21 protein-coding genes are annotated in these 25,160 nt (G+C 64.0%); 11 read left to right on the forward strand and 10 right to left on the reverse strand.

Annotated elements, in window-relative coordinates; all coding sequences use genetic code 11:
- The first annotated feature begins 5 nt into the window (after window positions 1–5).
- The 8 genes from GTP55_RS17530 (at window position 6) to GTP55_RS17565 (ending at window position 11,629) form a co-directional block, all read left to right on the forward strand.
- Entirely contained in the window at window positions 6–2,573 is a 2,568-nt protein-coding gene (locus tag GTP55_RS17530) for a [protein-PII] uridylyltransferase (protein ID WP_161046155.1), read from the forward strand.
- 24 nt (window positions 2,574–2,597) lie between these two features.
- Window positions 2,598–3,347, forward strand: coding sequence for a pseudouridine synthase (locus tag GTP55_RS17535; RefSeq protein WP_202423753.1), 750 nt, complete (start codon window positions 2,598–2,600; stop codon window positions 3,345–3,347).
- A 205-nt stretch (window positions 3,348–3,552) separates the two neighbouring features.
- Window positions 3,553–4,224: a flagellar brake protein gene (locus GTP55_RS17540; RefSeq protein WP_161046156.1), complete on the forward strand. Its 672-nt coding sequence runs from the start codon at window positions 3,553–3,555 to the stop codon at window positions 4,222–4,224.
- Window positions 4,225–4,283: 59 nt separating this feature from the next.
- Window positions 4,284–7,676: a hybrid sensor histidine kinase/response regulator gene (locus GTP55_RS17545; RefSeq protein ID WP_161046157.1), complete on the forward strand. Its 3,393-nt coding sequence runs from the start codon at window positions 4,284–4,286 to the stop codon at window positions 7,674–7,676.
- Window positions 7,660–8,562, forward strand: coding sequence for a response regulator transcription factor (locus GTP55_RS17550; protein ID WP_161046158.1), 903 nt, complete (start codon window positions 7,660–7,662; stop codon window positions 8,560–8,562). The genes GTP55_RS17545 and GTP55_RS17550 overlap by 17 nt, the downstream gene beginning before the upstream one ends.
- A 260-nt stretch (window positions 8,563–8,822) precedes the next feature.
- Window positions 8,823–9,446, forward strand: coding sequence for a hypothetical protein (locus GTP55_RS17555; protein WP_161046159.1), 624 nt, complete (start codon window positions 8,823–8,825; stop codon window positions 9,444–9,446).
- A 76-nt stretch (window positions 9,447–9,522) separates the two neighbouring features.
- Window positions 9,523–10,806 (forward strand): DUF445 domain-containing protein, encoded by a 1,284-nt coding sequence (locus tag GTP55_RS17560; protein WP_161046160.1) that lies wholly within the window; start codon window positions 9,523–9,525, stop codon window positions 10,804–10,806.
- Window positions 10,807–10,828: 22 nt separating this feature from the next.
- Entirely contained in the window at window positions 10,829–11,629 is an 801-nt protein-coding gene (locus GTP55_RS17565; RefSeq protein WP_161046161.1) for a substrate-binding periplasmic protein, read from the forward strand.
- On the opposite strand, the gene urtE is transcribed toward GTP55_RS17565, so the two are convergent.
- The 6 genes from urtE to GTP55_RS17595 form a co-directional block, all read right to left on the reverse strand.
- On the reverse strand, window positions 11,626–12,324 hold the full coding sequence (gene urtE / locus GTP55_RS17570) for an urea ABC transporter ATP-binding subunit UrtE (RefSeq protein ID WP_161046275.1): 699 nt from the start codon (window positions 12,322–12,324) through the stop codon (window positions 11,626–11,628). The genes GTP55_RS17565 and urtE overlap by 4 nt on opposite strands.
- Window positions 12,325–12,328: 4 nt before the next feature.
- Entirely contained in the window at window positions 12,329–13,120 is a 792-nt protein-coding gene (gene urtD, locus GTP55_RS17575) for an urea ABC transporter ATP-binding protein UrtD (protein ID WP_161046162.1), read from the reverse strand.
- On the reverse strand, window positions 13,117–14,190 hold the full coding sequence (gene urtC, locus GTP55_RS17580; RefSeq protein ID WP_161046163.1) for an urea ABC transporter permease subunit UrtC: 1,074 nt from the start codon (window positions 14,188–14,190) through the stop codon (window positions 13,117–13,119). The genes urtD and urtC overlap by 4 nt, the downstream gene beginning before the upstream one ends.
- Window positions 14,187–15,767 carry an urea ABC transporter permease subunit UrtB gene (urtB, locus tag GTP55_RS17585; RefSeq protein ID WP_161046276.1) on the reverse strand — a complete coding sequence of 527 codons (1,581 nt, stop codon included), beginning with the start codon at window positions 15,765–15,767 and terminating at the stop codon, window positions 14,187–14,189. Before urtB ends, urtC begins: the two co-directional genes overlap by 4 nt.
- Window positions 15,768–15,910: 143 nt before the next feature.
- A complete protein-coding gene (gene urtA / locus GTP55_RS17590) occupies window positions 15,911–17,167 on the reverse strand; it encodes an urea ABC transporter substrate-binding protein (protein WP_161046164.1) in 1,257 nt (418 codons plus the stop codon).
- Between the two features lie 22 nt (window positions 17,168–17,189).
- Window positions 17,190–18,302: a porin gene (locus tag GTP55_RS17595; protein WP_229258020.1), complete on the reverse strand. Its 1,113-nt coding sequence runs from the start codon at window positions 18,300–18,302 to the stop codon at window positions 17,190–17,192.
- A 153-nt stretch (window positions 18,303–18,455) separates the two neighbouring features.
- On the opposite strand from GTP55_RS17595, the gene GTP55_RS17600 reads away from it, so the two are divergent.
- The 3 genes from GTP55_RS17600 (at window position 18,456) to GTP55_RS17610 (ending at window position 20,312) form a co-directional block, all read left to right on the forward strand.
- The gene (locus tag GTP55_RS17600) at window positions 18,456–18,683 is read left to right on the forward strand and encodes a hypothetical protein (protein WP_161046165.1); all 228 of its coding nucleotides are present in this window, start codon (window positions 18,456–18,458) and stop codon (window positions 18,681–18,683) included.
- A 73-nt stretch (window positions 18,684–18,756) separates the two neighbouring features.
- A complete protein-coding gene (locus tag GTP55_RS17605) occupies window positions 18,757–19,833 on the forward strand; it encodes a DNA topoisomerase IB (RefSeq protein WP_161046166.1) in 1,077 nt (358 codons plus the stop codon).
- Window positions 19,834–19,886: 53 nt separating this feature from the next.
- Window positions 19,887–20,312, forward strand: a complete 426-nt coding sequence (locus GTP55_RS17610; protein WP_161046167.1) for a hypothetical protein — start codon at window positions 19,887–19,889, stop codon at window positions 20,310–20,312.
- Here GTP55_RS17610 and GTP55_RS17615 read toward each other — a convergent pair.
- From GTP55_RS17615 to ligA, 4 genes are read right to left on the reverse strand one after another with little or no spacing between them, the layout of a single operon-like run.
- On the reverse strand, window positions 20,309–21,367 hold the full coding sequence (locus GTP55_RS17615; RefSeq protein ID WP_161046168.1) for an AI-2E family transporter: 1,059 nt from the start codon (window positions 21,365–21,367) through the stop codon (window positions 20,309–20,311). The genes GTP55_RS17610 and GTP55_RS17615 overlap by 4 nt on opposite strands.
- 11 nt (window positions 21,368–21,378) lie before the next feature.
- Window positions 21,379–21,915: a peptide deformylase gene (def, locus tag GTP55_RS17620; protein WP_161046169.1), complete on the reverse strand. Its 537-nt coding sequence runs from the start codon at window positions 21,913–21,915 to the stop codon at window positions 21,379–21,381.
- A complete protein-coding gene (gene galU / locus GTP55_RS17625) occupies window positions 21,912–22,811 on the reverse strand; it encodes a UTP--glucose-1-phosphate uridylyltransferase GalU (protein WP_161046170.1) in 900 nt (299 codons plus the stop codon). Before galU ends, def begins: the two co-directional genes overlap by 4 nt.
- 1 nt (window position 22,812) lies before the next feature.
- Window positions 22,813–25,152 carry an NAD-dependent DNA ligase LigA gene (ligA, locus tag GTP55_RS17630; RefSeq protein ID WP_161046171.1) on the reverse strand — a complete coding sequence of 780 codons (2,340 nt, stop codon included), beginning with the start codon at window positions 25,150–25,152 and terminating at the stop codon, window positions 22,813–22,815.
- Window positions 25,153–25,160: the final 8 nt, after the last annotated feature.

Here is a 25,160-nt window from a genome sequence, read left to right on the forward strand (position 1 = left end):
CCGTGATGAGGAACCAATTGCGCGAGCAGCTCAAGCGCCAGCTGAAGGCCGACCGCCAGGTCGTCATTGCCGCCTTCAAGGAAGACGGCAAGCCGGAAAAGCTGCTGCGCAGCCTGCGCCAGAGCGTCGATGCGGTGTTGACCACCGCCTGGCATGCGGCCGGCCTGCCGGCGCAGACCGCGCTGGTCGGCGTCGGCGGCTACGGCCGCGGCGAGCTGTTCCCGTATTCCGACGTCGACCTGCTGATCCTGCTGCAGCAGGCGCCGGACGCGGCCACCACGGCCAGGCTGGAAGAGCTGGTGCAGCTGCTGTGGGACCTGGGCCTGGAAATAGGCCATAGCATCCGCACGGTGGACGAGTGCCTGACCGAATCGGCGGCCGACATCACGGTGCAGACCAGCCTGCTGGAGGCGCGCATCATCTGCGGCGACGAGCAGCTGTTCGCCGAGCTGCAGCAGCGCTACGACGCCGCGATGGACCCGCGCGCCTTCTACCACGCCAAGGTGCTGGAGATGAAGCAGCGCCACGCCAAGTATGAGGACACCGCCTTCAGCCTGGAGCCGAACTGCAAGGAAAGCCCGGGCGGCCTGCGCGACCTGCAGGTGATCCTGTGGCTCGTAAAGGCGGCCGGCCTGGCCAGTTCGTGGCGCACGCTCGCCACCAGCGGCCTGATCACGCAGACCGAGGCGCGCCAGCTGATGGAAAAGGAACGCGCCTTCAAGGACATCCGCGTGCGCCTGCACCTGCACGCCGGCCGCCGCGAAGACCGGCTGGTGTTCGACGTCCAGACCGCGATCGCCGAATCGCTCGGCCTGACCGCCACCGGCAGCGGCGTCAACATGCGCCGCGCCAGCGAATACCTGATGCAGCGCTACTACTGGGCCGCCAAGACCGTCACCCAGCTCAACACCATCCTGCTGCAGAACATCGAGGAGCGGCTGTTCCCGCAGGACGGCGTGGCGGCGCCGATCAACGCCCGCTTCAACGACGTCAACGGCCTGATCGACATCGCCGAAGACGACACCTTCGAGAAAACGCCGTCGGCCATGCTGGAAATTTTCCTGCTGATGACCGAGCGGCCGGCCATCAAGGGCATGACGGCGCGCACCACCCGCGCGCTGTGGCACGAGCGCTTCCAGATCGACGCCGCCTTCCGCGCCGATCCGCTCAACCGCTCGCTGTTCCTGCAGATCATGCAGGCGCCGCGCGGCATCATCCACGCGCTGCGCCGCATGAACGACCTGTCGATCCTGGGCCGCTACCTGCCCAATTTCCGCAAGATCGTCGGCCAGATGCAGCACGACCTGTTCCACGTCTACACGGTGGACCAGCACATCCTGATGGTGGTGCGCAATATGCGCCGCTTCACGATGGCCGAGCATGCGCACGAATACCCGTTCTGCAGCCAGCTGATGGCCAACTTCCCCAAGCCGTGGGTGCTGTTCCTGGCGGCGCTGTTCCATGATATCGCCAAGGGCCGCGGCGGCGACCACTCCAAGCTGGGCATGGCCGACGCCGAACAGTTCTGCCTGGAGCACGGCATGAGCGCCGAGGACACCGAACTGGTGGTGTTCCTGGTCGAGAACCACCTGACCATGTCGCAAGTGGCGCAGAAGCAGGACCTGTCCGATCCGGACGTGATCCAGGCGTTTGCCAAGGTGGTCGGCGACGAGCGCCACCTGACCGGCCTGTACCTGCTGACGGTGGCCGACATCCGCGGCACCAGCCCGAAAGTGTGGAACGCCTGGAAGGCCAAGCTGCTGGAAGACCTGTACAAGATCACGCTGCGGGTGCTGGGCGGCGAACCACACAGCGCCGCCAACGAACTGCGCAACCGCCAGGACGAGGCGCTGGCCACCTTGCGCCTGTACGGCCTGGATGCCCACGCGCACGAGCCGTTCTGGAAGCAGCTCGACGTCGCCTATTTCCTGCGCCACGACGCGTCCGACATCGCCTGGCAGACGCGCGCGCTGTACGAGCGCTTCAACAGCGAGTCGCCGGTGGTCAAGTGCCGCCTGGCGCCGATCGGCGAAGGCTTGCAGATCGCGGTCTACATCAAGGATCAGCCGGACCTGTTCGCGCGCATCTGCAGCTATTTCGACCGCAAGAATTTCTCCATCCTCGACGCCAAGATCCACACCACGCGCCACGGCTATGCGCTGGACACTTTCCTGGTCACCGAGCAGAATTTCGCCAAGAACTACCGCGACATCATCAGCCTGATCGAGCACGAGCTGTGCGGCCTGCTGACCCATCCCGAGCCGCTGCCGGCGCCGGGCAAGGGCCGGCTGTCGCGCCTGTCGCGCACCTTCCCGATCCAGCCGACGGTCGACCTGCGTCCCGACGAGCGGGGCCAGTACTACCTGCTGTCGGTGGCGGCCAACGACCGCACCGGCCTGCTGTATGCGATCGCCAATGTGCTGACCAGATACAAGATCAACCTGCACACGGCCAAGGTCATGACGCTGGGCGAGCGGGTGGAAGACGTGTTCCTGATCGACGGCCCGGCGCTGAATAACGCCCGCAACCAGATCCAGCTGGAAACCGACCTGCTGGACGCCATCAAAGTTTAACCCCTGTTTTCAAAGAGTCTCCCCATGTCTGAAGAATTACTCCGCCTGTCCAAACGCATGTCCGAACTGGGCCTGTGCTCGCGCCGCGAGGCCGACGAATGGATCGCGCGCGGCTGGGTCCGGGTTGACGGCAAAGTCATCTCGGAGCTGGGCACCAAGATTTACCCGAGCCAGCACGTCACGGTCGAACGGCAGGCGGCCGCCGAGCAGTCCAAGCGCGTGACGGTGCTGATCAACAAGCCGATGGGCTATGTCAGCGGCCAGGCCGAGGACGGCTACCAGCCGGCGGTGGTGCTGATCAAGCCGGAAAACCGCTGGGCGGACGATCCGTCGCCGGAGCTGTTCCACCCGACGCAGTTGCGCTCGCTGGTGCCGGCCGGCCGCCTGGACATCGACTCGGTCGGCCTGCTGGTGCTGACCCAGGACGGCCGCGTGGCCAAGGAACTGATCGGCGAACATACCGACGTCGACAAGGAATACCTGGTGCGGGTCGAGTACACCAAGCCGGGCAAGCTGCCGGACAGCGACCTGAAGAAACTCAACCACGGCCTGTGGATGGACGGCAAGCCGCTGCTGCCGGCCAAGGTGCGCTGGCAGAATGACGACCAGCTCAGCTTCACGCTGCGCGAAGGCAAGAAGCGCCAGATCCGCCGCATGTGCGACATGGTCGGCTTGAAAGTTGTCGGTTTGAAACGGGTGCGGATTGGCAAGGTGAAACTGGGTGATCTGCCGGTCGGCCAATGGCGGTATTTGCGCCCGGATGAACGCTTCTGACCACAGGCAGACAAAATTTCTTGCTATTTTGCAAGCCAAAAACCGCAATCCGCTGTAAACTGCGCAGATCGACCTCGCATTATAGAAGTCATTGCCAAAGAGATATGCCGTCGTGAACGATCCTATACCCAATGAATTCCGTCGCGGGCCCCCCACCCTAAAAGATGCTGTGGAGCCAATCGCAACGGGTTCGAAGCCGCATGACATGACCGATGAACATGACATCGGCGATGCCCTCACTTTGCTGGCCGAAAGCGGCGAGCCGGTGTCGATCTATCCGCAAAGCGCCACCAACGTGGTGATGGCGCGCATCAAATGGGTCGATCCGGAGCATCCGCAGTTCGTGGTGGAGCTCAATGAAGGCGAATTCCTGCCGCCGGGCGACGCCGTCTTTGTCGCCTGGATGCGTTCAGCCAAGCTGCAGTTCACGCTCAGTTCGACCGACTGGGCCGCCAAGCCCAACGAACCGACCCTGATTCCGCTGGAATTCCCGCTCAAGTGCCTGGTGCTGAACCGGCGCGCCTCGGCGCGGCTGGAAACGCCGCTGGGCGTCTACTACATGGCCTCGTTCGTGCTGAACGGCAAGCCGTATGAATTGCAGCTGTACGATTTTTCCGCCGGCGGCGTCGGCATGCGCGCCTCGCCGCGCGACGCGGTTGGCCTGCACGTCGGCCGCAAACTGCAACGCGTGCGGCTGGAACTGGGTCCGGACTCGGTGATGATCGCCGACCTGGAGATCCGCCTGGCGCGCACCTTCCGCTCCTTCCTGCTGGGCGAACAGGTGCAGATCGGCTGCCGGTTCGCCAACCTGTCGCCCACCATGGAAGAAGAACTGAAGCGCCTGCTCGACAAACTGAACAGCAAGCACCATCGTTGAGCATTATCGACGGCACGTTTCTTGCTTAAAAAGCAGCTAGTCCACTAGCTGCTTTTTTTATGACCACCACCCAGCGCATCGTCAAAATCCGCCGCGATTACAACACCTGGGTGGCCAACGAGACCATCGAGGATTACGCGCTGCGCTTCACGCCGCGCGCCTTCCGCAAGTGGTCGGTGTTCCGCGTCTCGAATACCGCCTTCGGCGCCATCTCCTTCCTGGTATTGGAAGCGATCGGCGGCACCATCAGCGTCAACTACGGCTTCATCAACGCGCTGTGGGCCATCATGGCGGTCGGCCTGATCATCTTCCTGACCGGCCTGCCGATCAGCTACTACGCCGCCCGCTACGGCGTCGACATGGACCTGCTGACGCGCGGCGCCGGCTTCGGCTACATCGGCTCGACCATTTCGTCGTTCGTCTACGCTTCGTTCACCTTCATCCTGTTTGCGCTGGAAGCGGCCATCATGGCCTATGCGCTGGAGCTGTATTTCCACCTGCCGCTGTGGCTCGGCTACCTGGTCAGCGCGCTGGCGGTGATCCCGCTGGTGACGCACGGTGTGACGCTGATCAGCCGCATCCAGATGCTGACGCAGCCGGTGTGGCTGGTGCTGATGGCCCTGCCCTTCATCGCCATCTGGCTCAAGCGCCCGGAGCTGCCGGCCGAACTGCTGCACTACGCCGGCCGCGACGGCGCCAACGGCCAGTTCAATGTGCTGATGTTCGGCGCGGCGACGGCAGTCGGCGTGGCGCTGATCACGCAGATCGGCGAGCAGGTCGACTTCCTGCGCTTTATGCCGCAGCAGACGCGTGAGAACCGGCTGCGCTGGCATCTCGGTGTGCTGGTGGCCGGTCCCGGCTGGATCGTGCTGGGCATCGCCAAGATGCTGGGCGGCGCGCTGCTGGCGTATCTGGCCATCAGCCTGGCGGTGCCGCTGGAGCAGGCGGTCAATCCGACCCATATGTACCTGGCCGGCTTCGGCCTGGTGTTCTCGCAGCCGCAGGCGGCGCTGGCGGCCACCGCGCTGCTGGTGGTGGTCTCGCAGGTGAAGATCAACATGACCAACGCCTATGCCGGTTCGCTGGCGTGGTCCAACTTCTTCGCGCGGCTGACGCACAGCCATCCGGGCCGCGTGGTGTGGGCCGTGTTCAACGCGCTGATCGCGGTGCTGCTGATGGAGCTGGACGTGTTCCAGGCGCTGGACCAGGTGCTGGGACTGTACTCCAACATCGCCATCTCGTGGATAACGGCGGTGGTGGCGGACCTGGTGATCAACAAGCCGCTGGGCCTGAGCCCGAAAGGCATCGAGTTCCGCCGCGCCTACCTGTACGACATCAACCCGGTCGGCGTCGGCGCCATGCTGCTGGCATCGGCCCTGTCGATCGCTGCCTTCATGGGATTGTTCGGCCAGCAGGCGCACGCCTTCTCCGCCTTCATCGCGCTGCTGACGGCGTTCGTGGCCTCGCCGCTGATCGCGCTCGCCACCCGCGGCAAATACTACATGGCGCGCCAGCCGGAGCACATCCACAGCAAGACCTGCGTGATCTGCGAGAAGGAGTACGAGGCCGAGGACATGGCGCACTGCCCGGCCTACCAGGGTTCGATCTGCTCGCTGTGCTGCTGCCTGGACGCGCGCTGCAACGACACCTGCAAGCCGCACGCGCGCGTCGCCGTGCAGTGGCAGGAAGCGATGCGCGCACTGCTGCCGCAATCGCTGTGGCGCTACCTGAGCAGCGGGCTGGGACACTACCTGCTGCTGATGATCGTCACCGTGCTGTCGCTCGGCGCGCTGCTTGGGCTGATCTACTACCACGAGCAGTCGGTGCTGCCGCCCGGCTCCGAGGCGCTGCTGCCGCAACTGCGGCTGGTGTTCTTCAAGATTTTTGCGGCGCTGCTGCTGGTCAGCGGCATCGTCGCCTGGTGGCTGGTGCTGACCAGCGAAAGCCGCCGCGTGGCGCAGGAAGAATCCAACCGCCAGACCGGTTTGCTGACGCGCGAGATCGAGCTGCACCAGCAGACCGACGCCCAGCTGCAACAGGCCAAACAGGCCGCCGACCTGGCCAACCAGGCCAAGAGCCGCTACATCGCCGGCATCAGCCACGAGATCCGCACGCCGCTCAATTCCATCCTCGGCTACGCCCAACTGCTGGACAACGATCCCGCCATTCCAGCGCACCGGCAGCAGGCGGTGCGCGTGATCCGCAACAGCGGCGAGCACCTGCTGTCGCTGATCGAAGGCACGCTGGATATCGCCCGCATCGAGGGCGGCAAATTCAACTTCGACATGAAGGAGCTGGACTTCCCCGATTTCATCGGCCAGGTGGTGCGCATGTTTGAACTGCAGGCGGCCAACAAGGGCCTGAGCTTCCGCTACGAGCTGACCGGCGTGCTGCCGGCCTGCGTGCGCGCCGACCGCAAGCGGCTGGGCCAGATCCTGATCAACATCCTCGGCAACGCGGTCAAGTTCACCAGCCACGGAGGCATCGTCATGCGCCTGCAATATGCGCGCGAAATGGCGTCGGTGGAAATCGAGGACAGCGGTCCGGGCATCCTGCAGGAAGAGATAGACCATATCTTCGAGCCGTTCTCGCGCGGCAGCGCCAGCGCGCAGGCCAACGCCAGCGGCACCGGCCTTGGCCTGCCGATCGCGCGCATGCTGACGCAGTTGATGGGCGGCGAACTGAAAGTGCGCACCACGCCACAAGGCAGCACCTTCCAGGTGCGGCTATTCCTGCCTAGCGTGCACGTGCCGTCCGGCCGCGCCACGCGCGACGCGTTGCTGGCTGGCGAGGCGCGGCAACGCAGCGGCTATCGCGGCCCGCGCCGCCGCATCCTGGTGGTCGATAACGAAAACGTCGACCGCGAACTGCTGCACAATATCCTGCAACCGCTGGGCTTTGACGTGGCGCAGGCGGCGTCGGGACTGGAGTGCCTGGACCTGTACGCCAGCTTCCAGCCGGACCTGATCCTGATGGACCTCGCCATGCCGGGCATGGATGGCTGGGAAGCCAGCTACATCCTGCGCCGCAAGCAGATGTCGGGGGTGCCGATCGCCATCGTCTCGGCCAACGCCTTCGACAAGGGCATGGACAATCCGGCCGGCATCCGCGCCGAAGACTTCTTCATCAAGCCGGTCAACGTGGGCGAGCTGCTGGACTGGATCGGCGCGCGGCTGTCGCTGGAGTGGATCACGCAGGCGCAGGCGGCACCCATTGCCCCGGCTGCGCCGCCGCTGCTGGTGTTCCCGCCGGCCGCCGTCATGACCTCGCTGCGCGAGCTGATACGCATCGGCTACGTGCGCGGCATCCAGAACAAGCTGGACGAAATCGGCGCGCTCGATCCGCGCTACCAGCACTTCACGCAAACCATGCGCAACTTTGCCGCCCGCTTCCAGCTGGACGCAATGGCGGATTTTGTCAGAGAGAACAACAACGATGAACTTCAACACTGACGCCGGCCTTGTGCTGGTGGTGGACGACGTCCCGGAGAATCTGGCGGTGCTGCACGACGCGCTGGACGAATCGGGCTTCACGGTGCTGGTGGCGAACAACGGCGAAGCGGCGCTGCTGCGTGCCGCCGAGGCGCAGCCGCACATCATCCTGCTAGACGCCATTATGCCCGGCATGGACGGCTTTGAAACCTGCCGCCAGCTGAAAGCCAATCTGGCCACGCGCCACATCCCGGTGATTTTCATGACCGGACTGACCGAGGCAGAACACGTGGTCACCGCGTTTGCCGCCGGCGGCAACGACTACGTCACCAAGCCGCTGCGCACCAGCGAGGTGCTGGCCCGCATCGCCGCCCACCTGCAGACGGCGAAACTGGTCGATCAGGCCCGCAGCGCGCTGGACGCCTTCGGCAACGCCGTCATCGCCATGACGCCGCGCGACGGCAAGGTGGTGTGGCAAACGCCATTGGCGCGCACGCTGATGCAGGGCTATCAGGTCGACGCCGAACTGCCGGCGTGGCTGCAGGCGACGCAGCTGGCGCACAGCCAGGGTTTGTCGCATCCGCCGCTGATGCTGGCGCGCGGCGCGCGCCGCCTGATCTTTTCGGCGGAGGAGTTCAGCGAAAACGAACAGTGGATGATCGTGCTGCGCGAAGAATCCGACACCACGCAAATCGAAAAACTGATGGCCTCCTTCAAGCTGACGCAGCGCGAATCGGAAGTGCTCAACTGGGTCATCAAGGGCAAGACCAACCGCGACATCGGCGACATCCTCGGCACCAGCCCGCGCACCATCAACAAACACCTGGAACACGTCTTCGTCAAACTCGGCGTAGAAACCCGCACCTCCGCCGCCTCCGTGGCCCTCGCGAGAATAGAACGCTCCTGAAGAAGACGAGACGCCGGTACGCCAGCCGGTTGGCTCGCTGCACGCTGGGGGACCTGCGAAGGAGGTGTCATTTTTGGTCGCTTTACTAAAATTGCCTAAACCGTACTAGCTGATAGTAGCCACTACTATTTCGTGCTAACGGACCGTTTGGCGAACTAAAAGCCGTGCTGCCACTCTAACTTTAGTAAGCGTTAGAGCGCTCTCGCACCGCATAGCAGGAGCTAGCAGCTTTTAGTAAAACCCATTTTTAGGAGACGCCCATGTCTACCCTTCAATTCCCCACGCGCCTGCCCGCTGACCTGCTGGTGGAACTGAGCGAACTCACCGGCATTCGCTGGAACAGCTGGGAACTGGAACCCATCATCTGCGACGCCATCCGCCGCTACATGCATCCTCCGGCCGCCCCCGCGCAGGAGCAGACCAGTACCACCAGCGGCGCCGGCTATCAATGGAAACAGGTTTATCTACCGGAGGGCACCCGGCTACGTGCCAGCTTTGGCGGCCAACCCTACTTCGCCACCGTCACCGGCACCGAGATCAAATCCGGCGATCTGACACTCACGCCCTCGGGCTTTGCCAACCTGCACGGCAGCGGCAACCGCAATGCATGGAAAGCCGTCTGGCTACGCTTCCCCGGTAATGAGCGGTGGGTGCTGGCCGACGTCTGCCGGGCGAAGCAAAAAGCCGCTATCGCGCGCGTGTTCGCCGGCACCGATTATGTCGCCGCAGAGCCGCCGGCCGCCGCCAGCCGGTCCGCCCGGCCGAGCGCGCAGCGCGTCGCCGTCGCCGTCGCGGCCACAAAAGGCCGCAAACACGGCCGCAAACACGGCAAAGCAAAAAAACATGGCAGGCGTGGCGCCCGCCCGGCCGGGTCAACCGCGTAAAACATCCACGCTAGCGCCGCTACGGGGCATCTTTGGCATACACTGCCCTGATGATCGACTCGGGGGGTGGCGGGACATGACCAAGGAAGAAGAACTGAAACGCTCCAAGCGGCTGGCGCTGTCGCTGCTGGCCGCGGCAGCCGCGGTGTTTGTCGTCACTTCGCTAATGCCGCGCGGCGTGTGGACCGACGGCCTGCGCGCCGTCTCCGAGGCCGCCATGGTCGGCGCGCTGGCCGACTGGTTCGCCGTGGTGGCGCTGTTTCGCAAAGTGCCTATCCCCTTCATTTCACGCCACACCGCCATCATCCCGAATAACAAGGAGCGCATCGCCGACAACCTGGCCGGCTTCGTCGAGGACAAATTCCTCAAGCCGGAATCGCTGGCGGCGGTGATCCTCCGCACTGATCCCGCCACCAGCGTGGCCGAATGGCTGAAGGAGCCGGCCAACCGCAACTACCTCGCCAGCCACCTGCTGCAACTGCTGCCAGAAATCCTGGCCACCGTGGACGACGCCCGCATCCAGCAGCTGCTGCGCGACGCGCTCAATTCCGCCATCGGCAAGCTGGATATGTCGCGCTCATTAGGCTCGCTGCTGGCAACGCTGACCAGGGACGGCCGCCACCAGGAACTGCTGGACGACGGCATGGTGGCGCTGATGGGCGTGATCAACCGCCCTGCCACGCGCGACGTTATCGCCGGCCAGATCGTCGCCTGGCTGAAGCGCGAGCACGCCGCCATGGAGCTGGTGCTGCCGACAGAATGGATCAGCGAAAACGGCGCGGCGATGATCGCCAAGGCGCTCAACAACCTGATGCTCGATGTCGCCGCCGACCGCGATCACAAGCTGCGCATCAAGTTCGACGACATGGTGCAGCGCTTCCTGGTGCGGCTGGAATCCGACCCCGCCTTCATCGCCCGCGGCGAGGAATTCAAGCGCTACCTGCGGGACGGCGACACCTTCAACAACTACGTCGCGGACCTGTGGGGCAGCGTGCGTGACTGGATCAAGGCCGATATCGCCAGCGGCCAGTCGAAGCTGAACGACGGCGTGATCCAGGCCAGCCAGTGGCTCAGCGAAGAACTGCTGCGCCATCCCGGCATGCGCGCCTCGCTCAACCAGCACATGGCCGGCATGGCCCGCACGCTGGCGCCGGCCCTTTCCGGCTTCCTCACGCGCCACATCAGCGACACCGTCAAAGCCTGGGACAACCAGGACCTGTCGCGCCAGATCGAACTCAATATCGGCAAGGACTTGCAATTCATCCGCGTCAACGGCACGCTGGTGGGCGGCATGATCGGCCTGTTGTTATACACCAGTGCCCAGATCATGGAATGGGCGGGAAGTTATCTCCATTCCTGACGATCATGTTAGCATCGCTGGCATGAACTTCTGGCTGACTTCATTGATTTCTGTGCTATGCGCAAGCGCGCAGGCGGCCGACATTCCGGTCACGATTTACGCCGACGCCGGCTATCCGCCCTACGCCTACGAAAAAGACGGCAAGCCCGCCGGCCTGTATTACGACATCGTGCGCGCCGCCGTCGGCCACATGCAGGGTTACAAAGTCGAGATCCAGCCCGTGCCCTGGAAGCGCGGCATGGCGCTGCTGCGCACCGGCACCGGCTTCGCCCTCTACCCGCCCTATATGAACACCAAGGACGAGCCGTGGACCTGGCCGTATTCGCTGCCGCTTTATGAGGAACACGTGGTGGCGGTCTGCCGCAAGGACGTGCTGGCCGCCAAGCCGCGCACGCGCTGGCCGCAGGATTTCTATGGCCTCACCATCGGCAACAACGCCGGCTTCATCGTCGGCGGCGAAGCGTTCGACCAGGCCGTCCGCGCCCGCCAGCTGCGTGTGGAGGAAGCCAAGGACAGCGAAACCAATATCGTCAAGCTGGGACTGCGGCGCATCGACTGCTACATCAACGACCGCCTGTCGATCCAATGGACGCTCAACCAGCTCAAGGTCCAGGGCAAATACGATGAAGGCGGTATGCACGCCGGCGTCGCCGAAGCGGCAGTGATCGCGGTGAAGCAAGGCTTCCTCGGCTTCACCGACCGTGATAACGGCAAGTACGCCTACAAGCAAGACTTCGTCAAGCAGTTCAACAACGCCATCTCGCAGATGAAGCACACCGGCGAAATGGACGCCATCACCCGCAACTTCTTCAAGACGCATTAGACGGCGAGATGGCGCTTGACTTCCGGGTCATTCATCACCGCCTGCGCGCCAGACGCCACCACCTCGCCGCGCGACAGCACCATGAACTGGTCCGCCAGCTCGTGCGCGAAGTCGAAGTACTGCTCGCACAACAGGATCGCCATGTCGCCACGCTGGCGCAGCAGGCGGATCACGTTGCCGATGTCCTTGATGATCGACGGCTGGATACCCTCGGTCGGCTCGTCGAGGATGATCAGCTTCGGCTCCGCCAGCAGCGCGCGGGCGATCGCCAGTTGCTGCTGCTGGCCGCCGGACAGGTCGCCGCCACGCCGGTGCAGCATCTCCTTCAGCACCGGAAACAGTTCGTAAACCTCTCCCTTGATGGTGTGCGCCTTCTTGCCGCTATGTGTTGCGAGGCCCATCAGCAGGTTTTCCTCCACCGTCAGCCGGGCGAAGATCTCGCGGCCCTGCGGCACGTAGGCGATACCGGCCCGCGCGCGCTGGTGCGGCGCCAGCTTGGTGATATCGCGCCCCTCCAGTTTCACACTGCCGCCCGATACCGGCAGCACGCCCATTAAACACTTGAGCAGCGTGGTCTTGCCAACGCCATTGCGACCCAGCAGCGCCATGCACTTGCCCTTTTCCAGCTCCAGCGACACGCCGCGCAAGGTATGCGAGGAACCGTAGTACTGGTTGATTTTTTCCACTTGCAGCATAGCGTCAGCGTCCCAGATAGACTTCAATCACACGTTCATCGGCCTGCACTTCTTCCATGCGGCCCTGCGCCAGCACCGCGCCTTCATGCAGCACCGTCACCACGCCCTGTTGCGCGATCTCGGTGACGAAGGCCATGTCATGTTCGACCACCACGATCGAATGCTTGCCGCGCAATTCGTTCAGCAGCTCCGCCGTGCGCGCCGTTTCAGCGTCGGACATGCCGGCCACCGGTTCGTCCAGCAAAATCAGCTGCGGTTCCTGCATCAGCAGCATGCCGATCTCCAGCCACTGCTTCTGGCCGTGCGACAGCAGCCCGGCCAGCCGCCGCTCGCTGCCGTTCAGGCGTATCAGCTTGAGGATCTCGTCGATCTTGCCGCGCTGTTCGGACGACAGCCGCGCGAACAGCGTCGGCCGCACGCGCTTGTCCAGCTTCATGGCCAGCTCCAGGTTCTCGAACACCGTGTGCTGCTCGAACACCGTCGGCCGCTGGAACTTGCGGCCGATGCCGGCGTGCGCGATCTGGTGCTCGCTCATGCGGCTCAGGTCCATGGTCTGGCCGAAGTACGCGGTGCCGGACGTCGGCCGCGTCTTGCCGGTGATGACGTCCATCATGGTGGTCTTGCCGGCGCCGTTCGGGCCGATAATGCAGCGCAGCTCACCAACCGAAATATCCAGGCTCAGTTTATTCAGTGCGCGGAAGCCGTCGAACACCACGCTGATCTCTTCCAGGTACAGGATCGCGCCGTGCGTCGTATCCAGCCCTTCTTGCGCAATGCGCGCATCGTTCAAAGTCATGCCTGCTCCTTGCGTACCAGCCCGGCCAGCCCGCGCGGCAGATAGCGCGTTACCAGGATAAAGATCAAGCCCAATGCAAACAGCCACAGGTCCGGGAAGGCGCCGGTGAACCAGCTTTTCAGGCCATTCACCGAGAAGGCGCCGATGATGGGACCGAGCACCGTGCCACGCCCGCCGACCGCTGCCCAGATCACCATCTCGATCGAATTCGCCGGCGACATTTCGGACGGGTTGATGATGCCCACCTGCGGCACATACAGCGCGCCGGCGATCCCGCACAGCACCGCAGACAGCGTCCACACAAAGAGCTTGAACCACAGCGGGTTATAGCCGATGAACATCAGCCGCGACTCCGAATCGCGCACCGCCTGCAGCACGCGTCCCAGCTTGGAGGTGACGATCCAGCGGCACAGCAGCAGCGCGCCAAGCAGCACCGCCAGCGTCACCAGGTACAGCGTGGCCTTGGTGCCGGGCGCGCTGATCGAATGGCCGAGAATGCGCTTGAAGTCGGTGAAGCCGTTGTTGCCGCCAAACCCGGTGTTATTACGGAAGAACAGCAGCATGAAGGCATACGTCATGGCCTGCGTGATGATCGAGAAGTACACGCCCTTGATGCGCGAACGGAAGGCGAAGAACCCGAACACGAAGGCCAGCACGCCCGGCACCAGCACCACCAGCGCCAGCGACACCCAGAAGCTGTCGGTGCCGCTCCAGAACCACGGGTAGGTTTTCCAGTCCAAAAACACCATGAAGTCCGGCAGGTCGCTCTGATACACGCCTTCGCGGCCAATGGCGCGCATCAGGTACATGCCGTGCGCATAGGCGCCCAGCGCGAAGAACACGCCATGGCCCAGCGACAGGATGCCGGCATAGCCCCACACCATGTCCAGCGCCAGCGCCGCCAGCGCGTAGCACATGAATTTGCCGATCAGGCTAACCAGGTAGCTCGGCACATGCAGCGCATGGCCGTCGGCGAAGAAGAGATTCAGCAGCGGCAGCGCCGCCAGCACCACGGTGCAGGCGACGATACCCGTCCACGCCCGGCGCGAAAATAACGAGGGATGATTCATTCAGCGCTCCTGCCTTTCATGGCGAACAGCCCTTGCGGGCGCTTCTGGATAAAGATGATGATGAACACCAGAATGGCGATCTTGGCCAGCACCGCGCCAGCCACCGGCTCCAGGAATTTGTTCGCTTCGCCCAGCCCCAGCGCGGCGATCACCGTGCCGGCCAGCTGGCCGACGCCGCCCAGCACCACCACCATGAAGGAGTCGACGATGTAGCCCTGGCCCAGGTCCGGCCCCACATTCCCCAGCTGCGACAGCGCCACGCCACCCAGGCCGGCAATGCCGGAACCGAGGCCGAAAGTCATCATGTCGATTTTGGCGGTGGAGACGCCGACGCAGCCAGCCATGCGGCGGTTCTGCATCACGGCGCGCACAAACAGACCGAGGCGCGTCTTGTTCAGGATCAGCCACACGCCCGCCACCACCAGCGCGGCAAATACGATGATGGCGATGCGGTTGTAGGCCAGCACCAGCGATCCGAGCACCGTCACGCCGCCGGACATCCACGCCGGATTGGCCACTTCCACGTTCTGCGCGCCGAAGATGGTGCGCACCGCCTGCATCAGTATCAGACTGATGCCCCAGGTGGCCAGCAGCGTTTCCAGCGGACGGCCGTACAGCCAGCGGATCACGGTGCGCTCCAGCGCAATGCCGACCAGCGCGGTGACGATGAAGGCAGCCGGCAGCGCGGCGGCCAGGTACCAGTCCAGCGCATCCGGCGCCCAGCGGCGGAAGCCCATCTGACACAGGTAGGTGGTGTAGGCGCCGATCATCAGCAGCTCGCCGTGCGCCATGTTGATGATGCCCATCAGGCCGAAGGTAATGGCCAGGCCCAGCGCCGCCAGCAGCAGCACGCTGCCCAGCGAAACGCCGTAAAACAGGTTGCCGACAAATTCGGTGCGCGCCAGGCGGCTATCCAGCGCCTGCAGCGTATGGGCGGCGGCGATGCGCACGCCTTGGTCCGGGTCGCTGGCCAGCATGGTTTGCAGCGCAGGACGCAGGTTGGCGTTGCTGCTGTCGGCCAGCGCTTCGACGGCGGCCTTGCGCTTGGCGGCTTGCGGCGATTGCAGGTTGGCGGTGGCGGCGACCAGGCGCAGGAGTCCGCGGATCTCGGCGTCCTGCTCTTTCGCCAGCGCTTTCTCGATCAACGGCGCTTGCGCCAGCGTGGTGCTCTTTTGCAGTCCGGTGACGGCGGCCAGGCGCTGTGCGCGGTCGGGCGAGAACATCTTCAGCGCCGACAGCGCCTCTTCGACGGCGCCGCGCAAACGGTTGTTGATCATGATGCCGTCCAGGCCTTCGGGCAGCGCAGTCGTGGCGCCGGTGGCCGGGTTGTAGGCCTTGTCGTCGGCGACGATATACAGCTTGCCGTCCGGCGTGGTGTAGACGTCGCCGCTTTGCAGCGCCGTCAGCAGACACGTGGCGTCGTCGGTGGCGAGCGCGCCGATGCTGGCGATGGCGGCGACGCGCGCGTCGGCATCGTCGCCAGCCAGCGGCGCCAGCACGGCGGGATCGATCGCCGCGCGCGCAAGGCCCGTGCACAGCAGACAGGCAAGGAGCAGAATTTTTTTCAAGATGCGTATTCCTCAGTTGATACAGGGTCCGGCAGCGTCCATGGATCCCCGCCTGCGCGGGGACGACAAGGCCCCGCCGTCATCAGCGCGGGGACGACAAGGCGCCACCGTCATTCCCGCGCAGGCGGGAATCCATGCTGACGCAGTTCCGGTTACAGCTTCTGCTTGCCCTCGTTGCCCGGGATGTAAGGGCTCCACGGATTGGCGCGCACCGGACCTGGCGTTTTCCACACCACGTTGAACTGCCCATCCGGACGAATCTCGCCAATGAACACTGGCTTGTGCAGGTGGTGGTTGGTCGCATCCATGGTCAGCGTAAAGCCGTCAGGCGCCTTGTAGGTCTGGCCGGCCATCGCCGCGATCACTTTGTCCGTATCGGTCGACTTGGCCTTCTCCACCGCCTGCGCCCACATATGAATGCCGACATAAGTCGCTTCCATCGGATCGTTGGTCACCACCGTGGCGGCATTCGGCAGCTTCTTGGCGACGGCATACGCCTTCCATTTCTTGATGAAGTCCGCATTCACCGGATTCTTGATCGACTCGAAGTAATTCCACGCCGCCAGGTGGCCCACCAGCGGTTTGGTGTCGACGCCGCGCAGCTCTTCCTCGCCAACCGAGAACGCCACCACCGGCACGTCGGTCGCCTTCAGGCCGGCGTTGCCCAGCTCTTTGTAGAACGGCACGTTGGAGTCGCCATTGATGGTCGAAATCACCGCCGTCTTGCCGCCCGCCGAAAACTTCTTGATGTTGGCGACGATGGTCTGGTAATCCGAATGCCCGAACGGCGTGTACACCTCGTCGATATCGCTATCCTTCACGCCTTTGCTCTTCAGGAAAGCGCGCAGGATCTTGTTGGTGGTGCGTGGATACACGTAGTCGGTCCCCAGCAGCACGAAGCGCTTGGCGCCGCCGCCGTCCTTGCTCATCAGGTACTCGACCGCAGGAATCGCCTGCTGGTTCGGCGCCGCGCCGGTGTAAAACACATTCTTCTCCAGCTCTTCGCCCTCGTACTGCACCGGGTAGAACAGCAGGCTATTGAGCTCCTTGAACACCGGCAGCACCGACTTGCGCGACACCGAGGTCCAGCAGCCGAAGACCACCGACACCTTGTCCTGCGCGATCAGGCCGCGCGCCTTTTCCGCAAACAGCGGCCAGTTGGAGGCCGGATCGACCACCACCGCCTCCAGCTTCTTGCCCATCACGCCGCCCTTGGCGTTGATTTCATCGATGGTCATCAGCGCCACGTCCTTCAGCGACGTCTCCGAAATGGCCATGGTGCCGGACAGCGAATGCAGGATGCCGACCTTGATGGTGTCCGCGGCGTAGGCCTGCGTGCCGGCCGCCAGCAAGGCGGTGGCGGCGGCGATACGGCTCAAGGTGCCGATAAAATGACGACGATTTTGCATAGCTAAACTCCGTGGTGGTTAATCAGTATTGAAGTTGCAGCGTGATCTGGAACTTGTCCTGGTCGGCCACGCTGCTGATCTTGGTCTTCGAGTACACCGCGCTGACCTGCGCGTTGTAGCCGTCGATGATGTAGTTGACGCCGGCGTCATACTGCCTGGTGTCGATGTTGGTGTCGGCGGCGAACTTCTGCCAGCGTACGAAGGGCTGGAACTTGCCCCAGCCGACCTTCTGCTCGAAGATGTAGGACGCGCCGGCGGAATATGCCTTGCCCTGTTCGGCCTTGATGATGTCGTCGGTGTCGTAGTTGTACCAGGCCGCCTCGATGGCGAAAGCGCCGGCGCCCTTGATGCGCTTCTCCAGCAGGAAGTCGACGTTGTAGGAGCTGTACTTGCCAACCGCGCCGGCAGTCAGGATGCCGTCCTTCTGATAGCGGCCGGCCACGCCGATGGCGAGGATGTCGGCGCCGCCGAGGTAATTGCCGGTGCCGTAATAGCCCGGCTCCGCGTCCCAGAAGTCGTACTGCATGCGGCCCGCGTACATCAGCGCGTCGTCGGCTTTGATGCCGGCCGCCTTGGCCTGCGACTGCGTCAGCGAGCCGATGCCGAAGGTGTGGCCCTCGAAGGCGCCGAACGAGTAGCCCAGGCGGCCGCCGTCGCCGGCATTGCCCCACACGACCACGCCGTCGTCGCGGCCCCGGAAGATGCCGCCGTTGTAGCCGTAGCGCGACGCCACGCCGGCCCAGTAGCCGCCGCCCAGCGAGTAGTACGGACCGGCCATGTTGGCGCGGTCGGACGGCGACAGCAGGCGGCCGGCCCAGATATTGAGTTCCGGCGAAATGGCGAACTGCCCGGCCGCATCCAGCACACGGATCTTGTCGCCGTCCCACTCGGTGTTGAACATGCCCTTGATGTTTTTGTTCAGCGACGCGCCGAAGAACAGGCGGCCGCTGTCCAGGTTGAAGTCGCTGGAACGGCCGCCATCCGGCGCGCCGTTGTCCGCGCTGGTGTAGCTCTCGCGCAGGCCGAAACCGACCGTGACCGACTTGTCGTCGCCCATATTGATCGTCGCCCCGGCCCAGGCATTGCCCACCGCCGCCGCAGCCAGCGCCGCCAGCAGCCTCTTGTTCACCCCCATCTTGCTCTCCCCGTTCGGTTTTGGATGAGACAAGATTAACTAGCCGACAATCTTCAAGGAATACGTTGAATGACGTAGTGGCGCGGCCGCGACGCGGCCCAGGCCTGTCACAGTCGTGGCACAATAGCGGCTTGATTTTTTGGGAAGACCATCATGACCATTTTCGCCGCCTCCGTATTCGACGCTACCGTAATCTACGAAGGCAATGAGCTGTTCAAGGGCCAGGGCGCCGCCAAGGGCTGGGCCGAAAAGTTGGCCAGGGAGCTGGAATGCGATATCGGCGTCGAGAAGCTTGGCACCGGCTGGGTATTGACCGGCACCGTCGACGGCGTGGCCTGCAAGTGGAGCATCGTCGGCCAGCGCCTCAAGCGGATGGATTAATCGTGCGCCAGCGCACATCGTAGCGCCGGACAGCCGGGTACGATGCATCGTATTCAGCCCACCAAGGATAGCGATGAAGCGCGATGACATTCCAGCCGCCGACCTGGCGCCAGCGGACGCCGCCCGCGCCGCCGGCCTGCGCTACGTGCATGACGGCCAGCCCGGCATTTTGCGCAAGGCGCGCGGCAAGCAGTTCCGCTATCTCGACAAGGATGGCAACGCCGTCACCGACGAGGATACGCTGGCCCGCATCAAATCGCTGGTGATTCCGCCGGCGTGGACCGACGTCTGGATCTGCAAGCAGCCGCTCGGCCACCTGCAGGCCACCGGCCGCGATGCGCGCGGCCGCAAGCAGTACCGCTACCACCCGCGCTGGCGCAGCCACCGCGACGACGCCAAATATGAACGCATGCTCAGCTTCGGCAAGGCCCTGCCGGCGGTGCGCAAGGCGGTCGACGAAGCGCTGCGCAAACCGGGCCTGCCGCGCGAGAAGGTGCTGGCCACCATCGTCTACCTGCTGGAAGCGACGCTGATGCGGATCGGGAACGAGGAATACGCGCGCGAGAACAAATCCTTTGGCCTGACCACGCTGCGCGACCGCCATGTGCGGCTGGACGGCAGCAAGGTGCAGTTCCGCTTCCGCGGCAAGAGCGGCGTGCATCACGCGCTCGAGGTACAGGACCGGCGCCTGGCCAACATCATCCGCAAGATCCGCGACCTGCCGGGCCAGGAACTGTTCCAGTACGAGGATGACGACGGCAATCCGCACGCCATCGGTTCGGCCGACGTCAACGACTACCTGCACGCCATCACCGGCGCCGACTACACCGCCAAGGACTTCCGCACCTGGGCCGGCACCGTGCTGGCGGCGGTGGCGTTGAAGGAGTATGAAAAATACGACTCCGAAGCGCAGGCCAAGAAAAACGTGGTGCAGGCGATTGAATCCGTGTCCAAAAAGCTCGGCAATACGCCGACCATCTGCCGCAAGTGCTACGTTCACCCGGCGGTAATCGAGTCCTACCTCGACGGCAGCATGCTGGACGCGCTGCGCCGCCGCGCGCAGCAGGAACTCAAGGAAGATTTGCACGCGCTGCGGCCGGAAGAAGCGGCCGTCCTCGCGCTGCTGCAACAGCGCCTGAAAGCGGGCTGACAAGGCCGGGCGGGCGGAGTAGAATCAGGCTCCCCCTGTTCGCGAGCCGCGCCATGCCCCGTGCCCTGCCCTTCCTCATCCGCAAAGAGTGCCCGCCCGGCGCCTGCGTGTGCGGGCGCGATGCATTGCTCGACGCCTGGGAGCGGGAATCGGACGACGCCGATATCCGCATACTTCAGCTCACGCGTGAGGAAGAAAAGAAGCTGATCGCCGCCATCGAAAACCTCGCCACCTACGAAGATCTGGGCCGCATCAAGCGCCGCCTGGAAGAACTGCTGGGCATCATGCTGACCATCACGCCATCGGCGCGCGGCGTCAGCACGGTGATGGGCCTGTCGATCAAACTGGCGGAGAAGCCCGGCCTGTGCCGCAAAACGCACGAGGCCTTGCCGGCCGCGCTACGCCGCTGCTTCCGCAGCAAGCCGGACATCGTCTACGCGTTACTGAATGCCGGCGACCTGCTGGCCGCCGACGACTAGTCGGTATGGAATTCGCTGGCGTTGACAAATAAATCCCACGCCGCGATAAACAGCGCCGCCACCACCGGACCGATGACAAAGCCGTTCAGGCCAAACAGCGCCATGCCGCCGACGGTGGACAGCAGCACCACATAATCCGGCATCTTGGTGTCCTGTCCCACCAGTACCGGCCGCAGGAAATTGTCCACCAGACCGATCACGAACACGCCGAACACGGCCAGCGTGACGCCCTGCCACACGGAACCCGTGGCCAGGAAGTAGATCGCCACCGGCGCCCAGACGATGGCCGCACCCACCGCCGGCAACAGCGACAGGAACGCCATCAATACACCCCACAGCACCGGCGCGCTCACGTCCAGGAACCAGAAAATCAGGCCACCCAAGGCGCCTTGCGCGATGGCGACCAGGATATTGCCCTTGACCGTGGCGCGGATCACCGTGGTGAAGTTCTGGAACAGCCGCTGCTTGTACTTGCGGCCCAGCGGCACCGCCTCGCGGATGCGCTTGGCCAGCTTGTCGCCGTCGCGCAGCAGGAAGAACAACAGGTACAGCATGATGCACAGGCCGGTCAGGAAATCGAAGGTGTACAGGCCAGCATTGATGGCGCGCGTGGCCACTTCCTTGCTCACTTGCGACGCCGCTTCGGTGAGCTTGGCCTGCAAATATTCGAGGCTGGTCAGATGGAAGCGGTCCAGCAGCGACACCAGCCAGTTCGGCAGCGCCGCCATCAGCTTATTGAAGAACATGGCGACGGTGATTTCACCCGACTGCACCATCTGCACCACGGCAGCAGCCTGATTCACGATCGAGATCGACACCAGTGTCAGCGGCAGGATGACGATCACCACAATCAGCAGCAGCGTCAGTATGGCGGCCAGGCCGGCGCGGTTGCGGGTGCGCTGCAACAGCCAGCGGTAAATCGGCGCGAACAGGATGGCCAATACCACACCCCAGAAAATGGCGCCGCCATACGGCGCGAGTATCCAGATGAAGCCGATGGTGACTAACGCCAGCAGGGCAAGGAATACTTTTTGTTGGAATGAGAACTGGGGCATCGGCGGCGCGCTCAATCGTCGTCGTTAGGATCGAGGTCGGGGAACATCACCTCGGTGAAGCCGAACTTGGAGAAGTCCTTGATGCGCATCGGGTACAGCTTGCCCAGCAGGTGATCCACTTCGTGCTGCACCACGCGTGCGTGGAAGCCGTCGACGTCACGCTTGATCGGCTGCTGGTGTTCATCCACGCCTTCATAACGCAGCTTGACGTAGCGCGGCACGCTGCCGCGCAGGCCAGGCACCGACAGACAGCCTTCAAAGCCCTCTTCCATCTCGTCCGACAGCGGCGTGAGGATCGGATTGATTAATACCGTTTCCGGCACCTGCGGCGCATCCGGATAGCGCGCGTTCTGCTTGAAGCCGAAAATCACCAGTTGCAGGTTGACGCCGATCTGCGGCGCCGCCAGCCCGGCGCCATTGGCCGCGTGCATGGTGTCGAACATATCGGCGATCAGCTCTTTCATCGCCGGCGTATCGAACTCGGCCACCGGTTCGGCCACGCGCAGCAGGCGCGGATCGCCCATCTTCAGGATTTCTCTTACGGTCATCGCGTTTCTCCCTTGATATCGCACTGTATCTGGCGCAGGAACTCGCAGTATTCGTCGCCCGTTTCCAAATGCTTGAGGCCCATCGCGGTGGTGGCCTTCAGGTAGCCCAGCTTGGAGCCGCAATCGTAGCGCGTGCCGTCGTAGCGGTAGGCTAGCACACGCTCGTCCTTCATCAGCGCGGCGATGCCGTCGGTCAGCTGGATCTCGCCGCCGGCGCCCTTGCCGATATTTTCCAGGTAGCTGAAGATGCGGCCCGTGAGCACATAGCGTCCCACCACCGCCAGCGTGGACGGCGCCACTTCCGGCATCGGTTTCTCGACGATGCCATGCACCTGTTCCAGCTTCGGCTGGTAAGCGCTGGCGCTGACGATGCCGTATTGGCGCGTCGCCGCGCGCGGCACGTCCTGCACCGCCAGGATGCTGGACTGCTCGCGTTCATACACATCGGCCATCTGCGCCAGCACCGGCTTGACGCCGTCGACGGTGTCCATGAAGTCATCGGCCAGCAGCACCGCAAACGGTTCGTCGCCCACCACCGGCCGCGCGCACAGCACCGCGTGGCCGAGGCCCAGCGGCGCCGACTGACGGATGTAGATGCAGTTGATATGTTTGGGAATGACGTTCTGCACCAGGTCCAGCAGCACGCGCTTGTTGGCCGCCTCCAGTTCCGCTTCGAGTTCATAGGCGGTGTCGAAATGGTCCTCGATGGCGCGCTTGTTACGGCCGGTGATGAACACCATCTCGGTGATGCCGGCCGCCACCGCCTCTTCCACCGCGTACTGAATCAGCGGCTTATCGACGATGGGCAGCATCTCTTTAGGCTGCGCCTTGGTGGCAGGGAGAAAACGGCTGCCGAGACCAGCAACCGGGAAAACTGCTTTTCTTATTTTGGTCATGTTATTTTTGTGCGAGGAGTTCGAGCAGGCCGGCTTCGTCGAGAATGGTGACTTCCAGCTCTTGCGCTTTGGCCAGCTTGCTGCCGGCGTCTGCGCCGGCAACCAAATAGTGTGTTTTTTTCGAGACCGAACCGGAGATCTTGCCGCCTTCCGCTTCAATCAGCGCGGCGGCCTGGTCGCGGCCCATATTCGGCAGGGTGCCGGTCAATACAAAGGTTTTGCCGGTCAGGTGGCCTTCCGCCGCCACGGTTTCCGGCAGTTGCGCCAGCAGGTCGTTGCGCAGCAGGTGCAGCGCCTTGACTTGCGCGCGGTTGGCCGGTTCCGACATCCACGCCTGCAGCGCATCAGACACCGCAGCCGGCAGGCCGAAGACGTTGAACACCTGCAGGTAGGCCAGCGCTTCCAGCGTCACGCCTTCCTCCACCAGCTGCTTGCTGCGTGGTTCCGTCAATTTGGGAATCGCCAGCGCCGCCATCAGCTTGACCGGGTCCAGCTTCTCGCGCAGCTTGGCGCTTGGCGGATGCTCGTCTTTCGGCGCCACGCCGGCGGCCAGCAAAGCGTCGATAGCCTCCTGGTTTTTCTCTTCGGCAAAGAAGTCGGCGATCGACTCGGCCACGGTGCCGCCGATATCCGGCAGCACGCGCAGCAGCGCGGCCGGCACGCGGCGGATCAGGTCAAAGCGGCCCAGCCACTCGGCCAGCGTCTTGGCGGTGGACTCGCCGACATGGCGGATGCCCAGTGCGAACAGCAGGCGCTCCAGTGGCGGGTTCTTGCTGGCAGCGATGGCTTCTAGCAGATTGTCGGCCCACTTGGTGGCGATCTTGCCCTTGGCGACCGTCTCCGGCGTCGTGCCATCGCGTTCGTCGGCAAGGCGCTTCATTTCCAGCAGGTCTTCCAGCTTCAGCGAATACAGGTCGGCCACGCGCTGCACCTTGCCCCATTCAACCAGGCTGTCGATGTAGCGATCGCCCAGGCCTTCGATGTCCATCATGCGGCGGCCGGCGAAGTGGCGAATGGCTTCCTTGCGCTGCGCGGAGCAGAACAGGCCACCGGAGCAGCGCGCAATCGCCTCGCCCTCTTCGCGCACCACGTGCGAGCCGCACACCGGGCAGGTTTTCGGCAGCACGTACTGTGCCGGCTCCGGCGTTGGACGACGCTCCAGCACCACCGCCAGCACTTCCGGAATCACGTCGCCGGCGCGCCGCACAATGACGGTGTCGCCAACGCGCACGTCCTTGCGGCGCACTTCGTCTTCATTGTGCAGCGTGGCGTTGGTGACATTGACGCCACCGACGAACACGGATGCCAGCCGCGCCACCGGCGTAATCGCGCCGGTGCGGCCGACCTGCACTTCGATCGCCTGCACGATGGTCAGCGCTTCTTCTGCCGGGAATTTATGCGCCAGTGCGAAACGCGGCGCGCGCGAGACGAAGCCCAGCGTGCGCTGGTCGGCCAGCAGATTGGCCTTGTAGACCACGCCATCAATCTCGTACGGCATGGTCGGGCGGGCGTCGCCGATCTGTTTGTAGTACGCCATCAGGCCATCGTAGCCGCGCACCAGCGAGGCTTCCTTTGCCACCGGCAGGCCAAGCTGGCGATACCAGTCCAGCAGCGCGGAGTGCGACAGCGGCATCTCGGCGCCTTCCAGCGCGCCGACGCCATAGGCGAAGAAACTCAGCTTGCGCGAGGCGGTGATACGCGAATCCAGTTGGCGCAAGCTGCCCGCCGCCGCGTTACGCGGATTGGCGAATTCCTTCTGGCCCGCTTCGCGCTGGCGCGCATTCAACGCTTCAAAGTCGCGCTTGAACATCAGCACCTCGCCGCGCACATCGAGGATAGCGGGCGGGTTGGCGGTCTTCAGGCGCAAGGGGATGCTGCGAATGGTGCGGATATTGGCGGTAACGTCCTCGCCGGTGTAGCCGTCGCCGCGCGTGGCCGCCTGCACCAGCAGGCCGTCGATGTAGCGCAGGTTGATGGCCAGGCCGTCATACTTTACTTCGGCCGCATATTCGACCAGTGCCGCCGTGTCGAGACCTTCGCGCACGCGACGGTCGAAATTCTCGATATCCTCGTCGCTGAAGCCGTTGTTCAGCGACAGCATCGGAACCGTGTGTGTGACCTGCTCAAACTGCGGCAGCGGCGCCGCGCCTACCCGCTTGGTCGGCGAGTCGGGCAGCGCCAGCTCCGGGTGTTCTTCTTCCAGCTTTTGCAGCGCGATAAACAGCTTGTCGTACTCCGCGTCCGGGATGGTGGGCGCGTCTTCCACATGATAAGCGTGCAAATGCCGGTTCAGCTCCGCGCTGAGTTGCTCGATGCGCGTTTTAAAATCTACTTCCGTCATTACCTGAC

The sequence above is a fragment of the Duganella margarita genome (assembly GCF_009857535.1).
Classification (GTDB): Bacteria; Pseudomonadota; Gammaproteobacteria; order Burkholderiales; family Burkholderiaceae_D; genus Rugamonas; species Rugamonas margarita.

Coding starts and splice junctions, on each gene's coding strand:
- GTP55_RS17530 (WP_161046155.1), top strand. CDS start 6: ATGAGGAACCAATTGCGCGAGCAGCTCAAGCGCCAGCTGAAGGCCGAC.
- def (WP_161046169.1), bottom strand. CDS start 21,915: ATGACCGTAAGAGAAATCCTGAAGATGGGCGATCCGCGCCTGCTGCGC.
- GTP55_RS17565 (WP_161046161.1), top strand. CDS start 10,829: ATGAACTTCTGGCTGACTTCATTGATTTCTGTGCTATGCGCAAGCGCG.
- GTP55_RS17595 (WP_229258020.1), bottom strand. CDS start 18,302: ATGGGGGTGAACAAGAGGCTGCTGGCGGCGCTGGCTGCGGCGGCGGTG.
- GTP55_RS17555 (WP_161046159.1), top strand. CDS start 8,823: ATGTCTACCCTTCAATTCCCCACGCGCCTGCCCGCTGACCTGCTGGTG.
- urtA (WP_161046164.1), bottom strand. CDS start 17,167: ATGCAAAATCGTCGTCATTTTATCGGCACCTTGAGCCGTATCGCCGCC.
- GTP55_RS17600 (WP_161046165.1), top strand. CDS start 18,456: ATGACCATTTTCGCCGCCTCCGTATTCGACGCTACCGTAATCTACGAA.
- urtD (WP_161046162.1), bottom strand. CDS start 13,120: ATGACTTTGAACGATGCGCGCATTGCGCAAGAAGGGCTGGATACGACG.
- GTP55_RS17610 (WP_161046167.1), top strand. CDS start 19,887: ATGCCCCGTGCCCTGCCCTTCCTCATCCGCAAAGAGTGCCCGCCCGGC.
- GTP55_RS17545 (WP_161046157.1), top strand. CDS start 4,284: ATGACCACCACCCAGCGCATCGTCAAAATCCGCCGCGATTACAACACC.
- GTP55_RS17615 (WP_161046168.1), bottom strand. CDS start 21,367: ATGCCCCAGTTCTCATTCCAACAAAAAGTATTCCTTGCCCTGCTGGCG.
- ligA (WP_161046171.1), bottom strand. CDS start 25,152: ATGACGGAAGTAGATTTTAAAACGCGCATCGAGCAACTCAGCGCGGAG.
- GTP55_RS17550 (WP_161046158.1), top strand. CDS start 7,660: ATGAACTTCAACACTGACGCCGGCCTTGTGCTGGTGGTGGACGACGTC.
- GTP55_RS17605 (WP_161046166.1), top strand. CDS start 18,757: ATGAAGCGCGATGACATTCCAGCCGCCGACCTGGCGCCAGCGGACGCC.
- urtE (WP_161046275.1), bottom strand. CDS start 12,324: ATGCTGCAAGTGGAAAAAATCAACCAGTACTACGGTTCCTCGCATACC.
- GTP55_RS17560 (WP_161046160.1), top strand. CDS start 9,523: ATGACCAAGGAAGAAGAACTGAAACGCTCCAAGCGGCTGGCGCTGTCG.
- GTP55_RS17535 (WP_202423753.1), top strand. CDS start 2,598: ATGTCTGAAGAATTACTCCGCCTGTCCAAACGCATGTCCGAACTGGGC.
- urtC (WP_161046163.1), bottom strand. CDS start 14,190: ATGAATCATCCCTCGTTATTTTCGCGCCGGGCGTGGACGGGTATCGTC.
- galU (WP_161046170.1), bottom strand. CDS start 22,811: ATGACCAAAATAAGAAAAGCAGTTTTCCCGGTTGCTGGTCTCGGCAGC.
- GTP55_RS17540 (WP_161046156.1), top strand. CDS start 3,553: ATGACCGATGAACATGACATCGGCGATGCCCTCACTTTGCTGGCCGAA.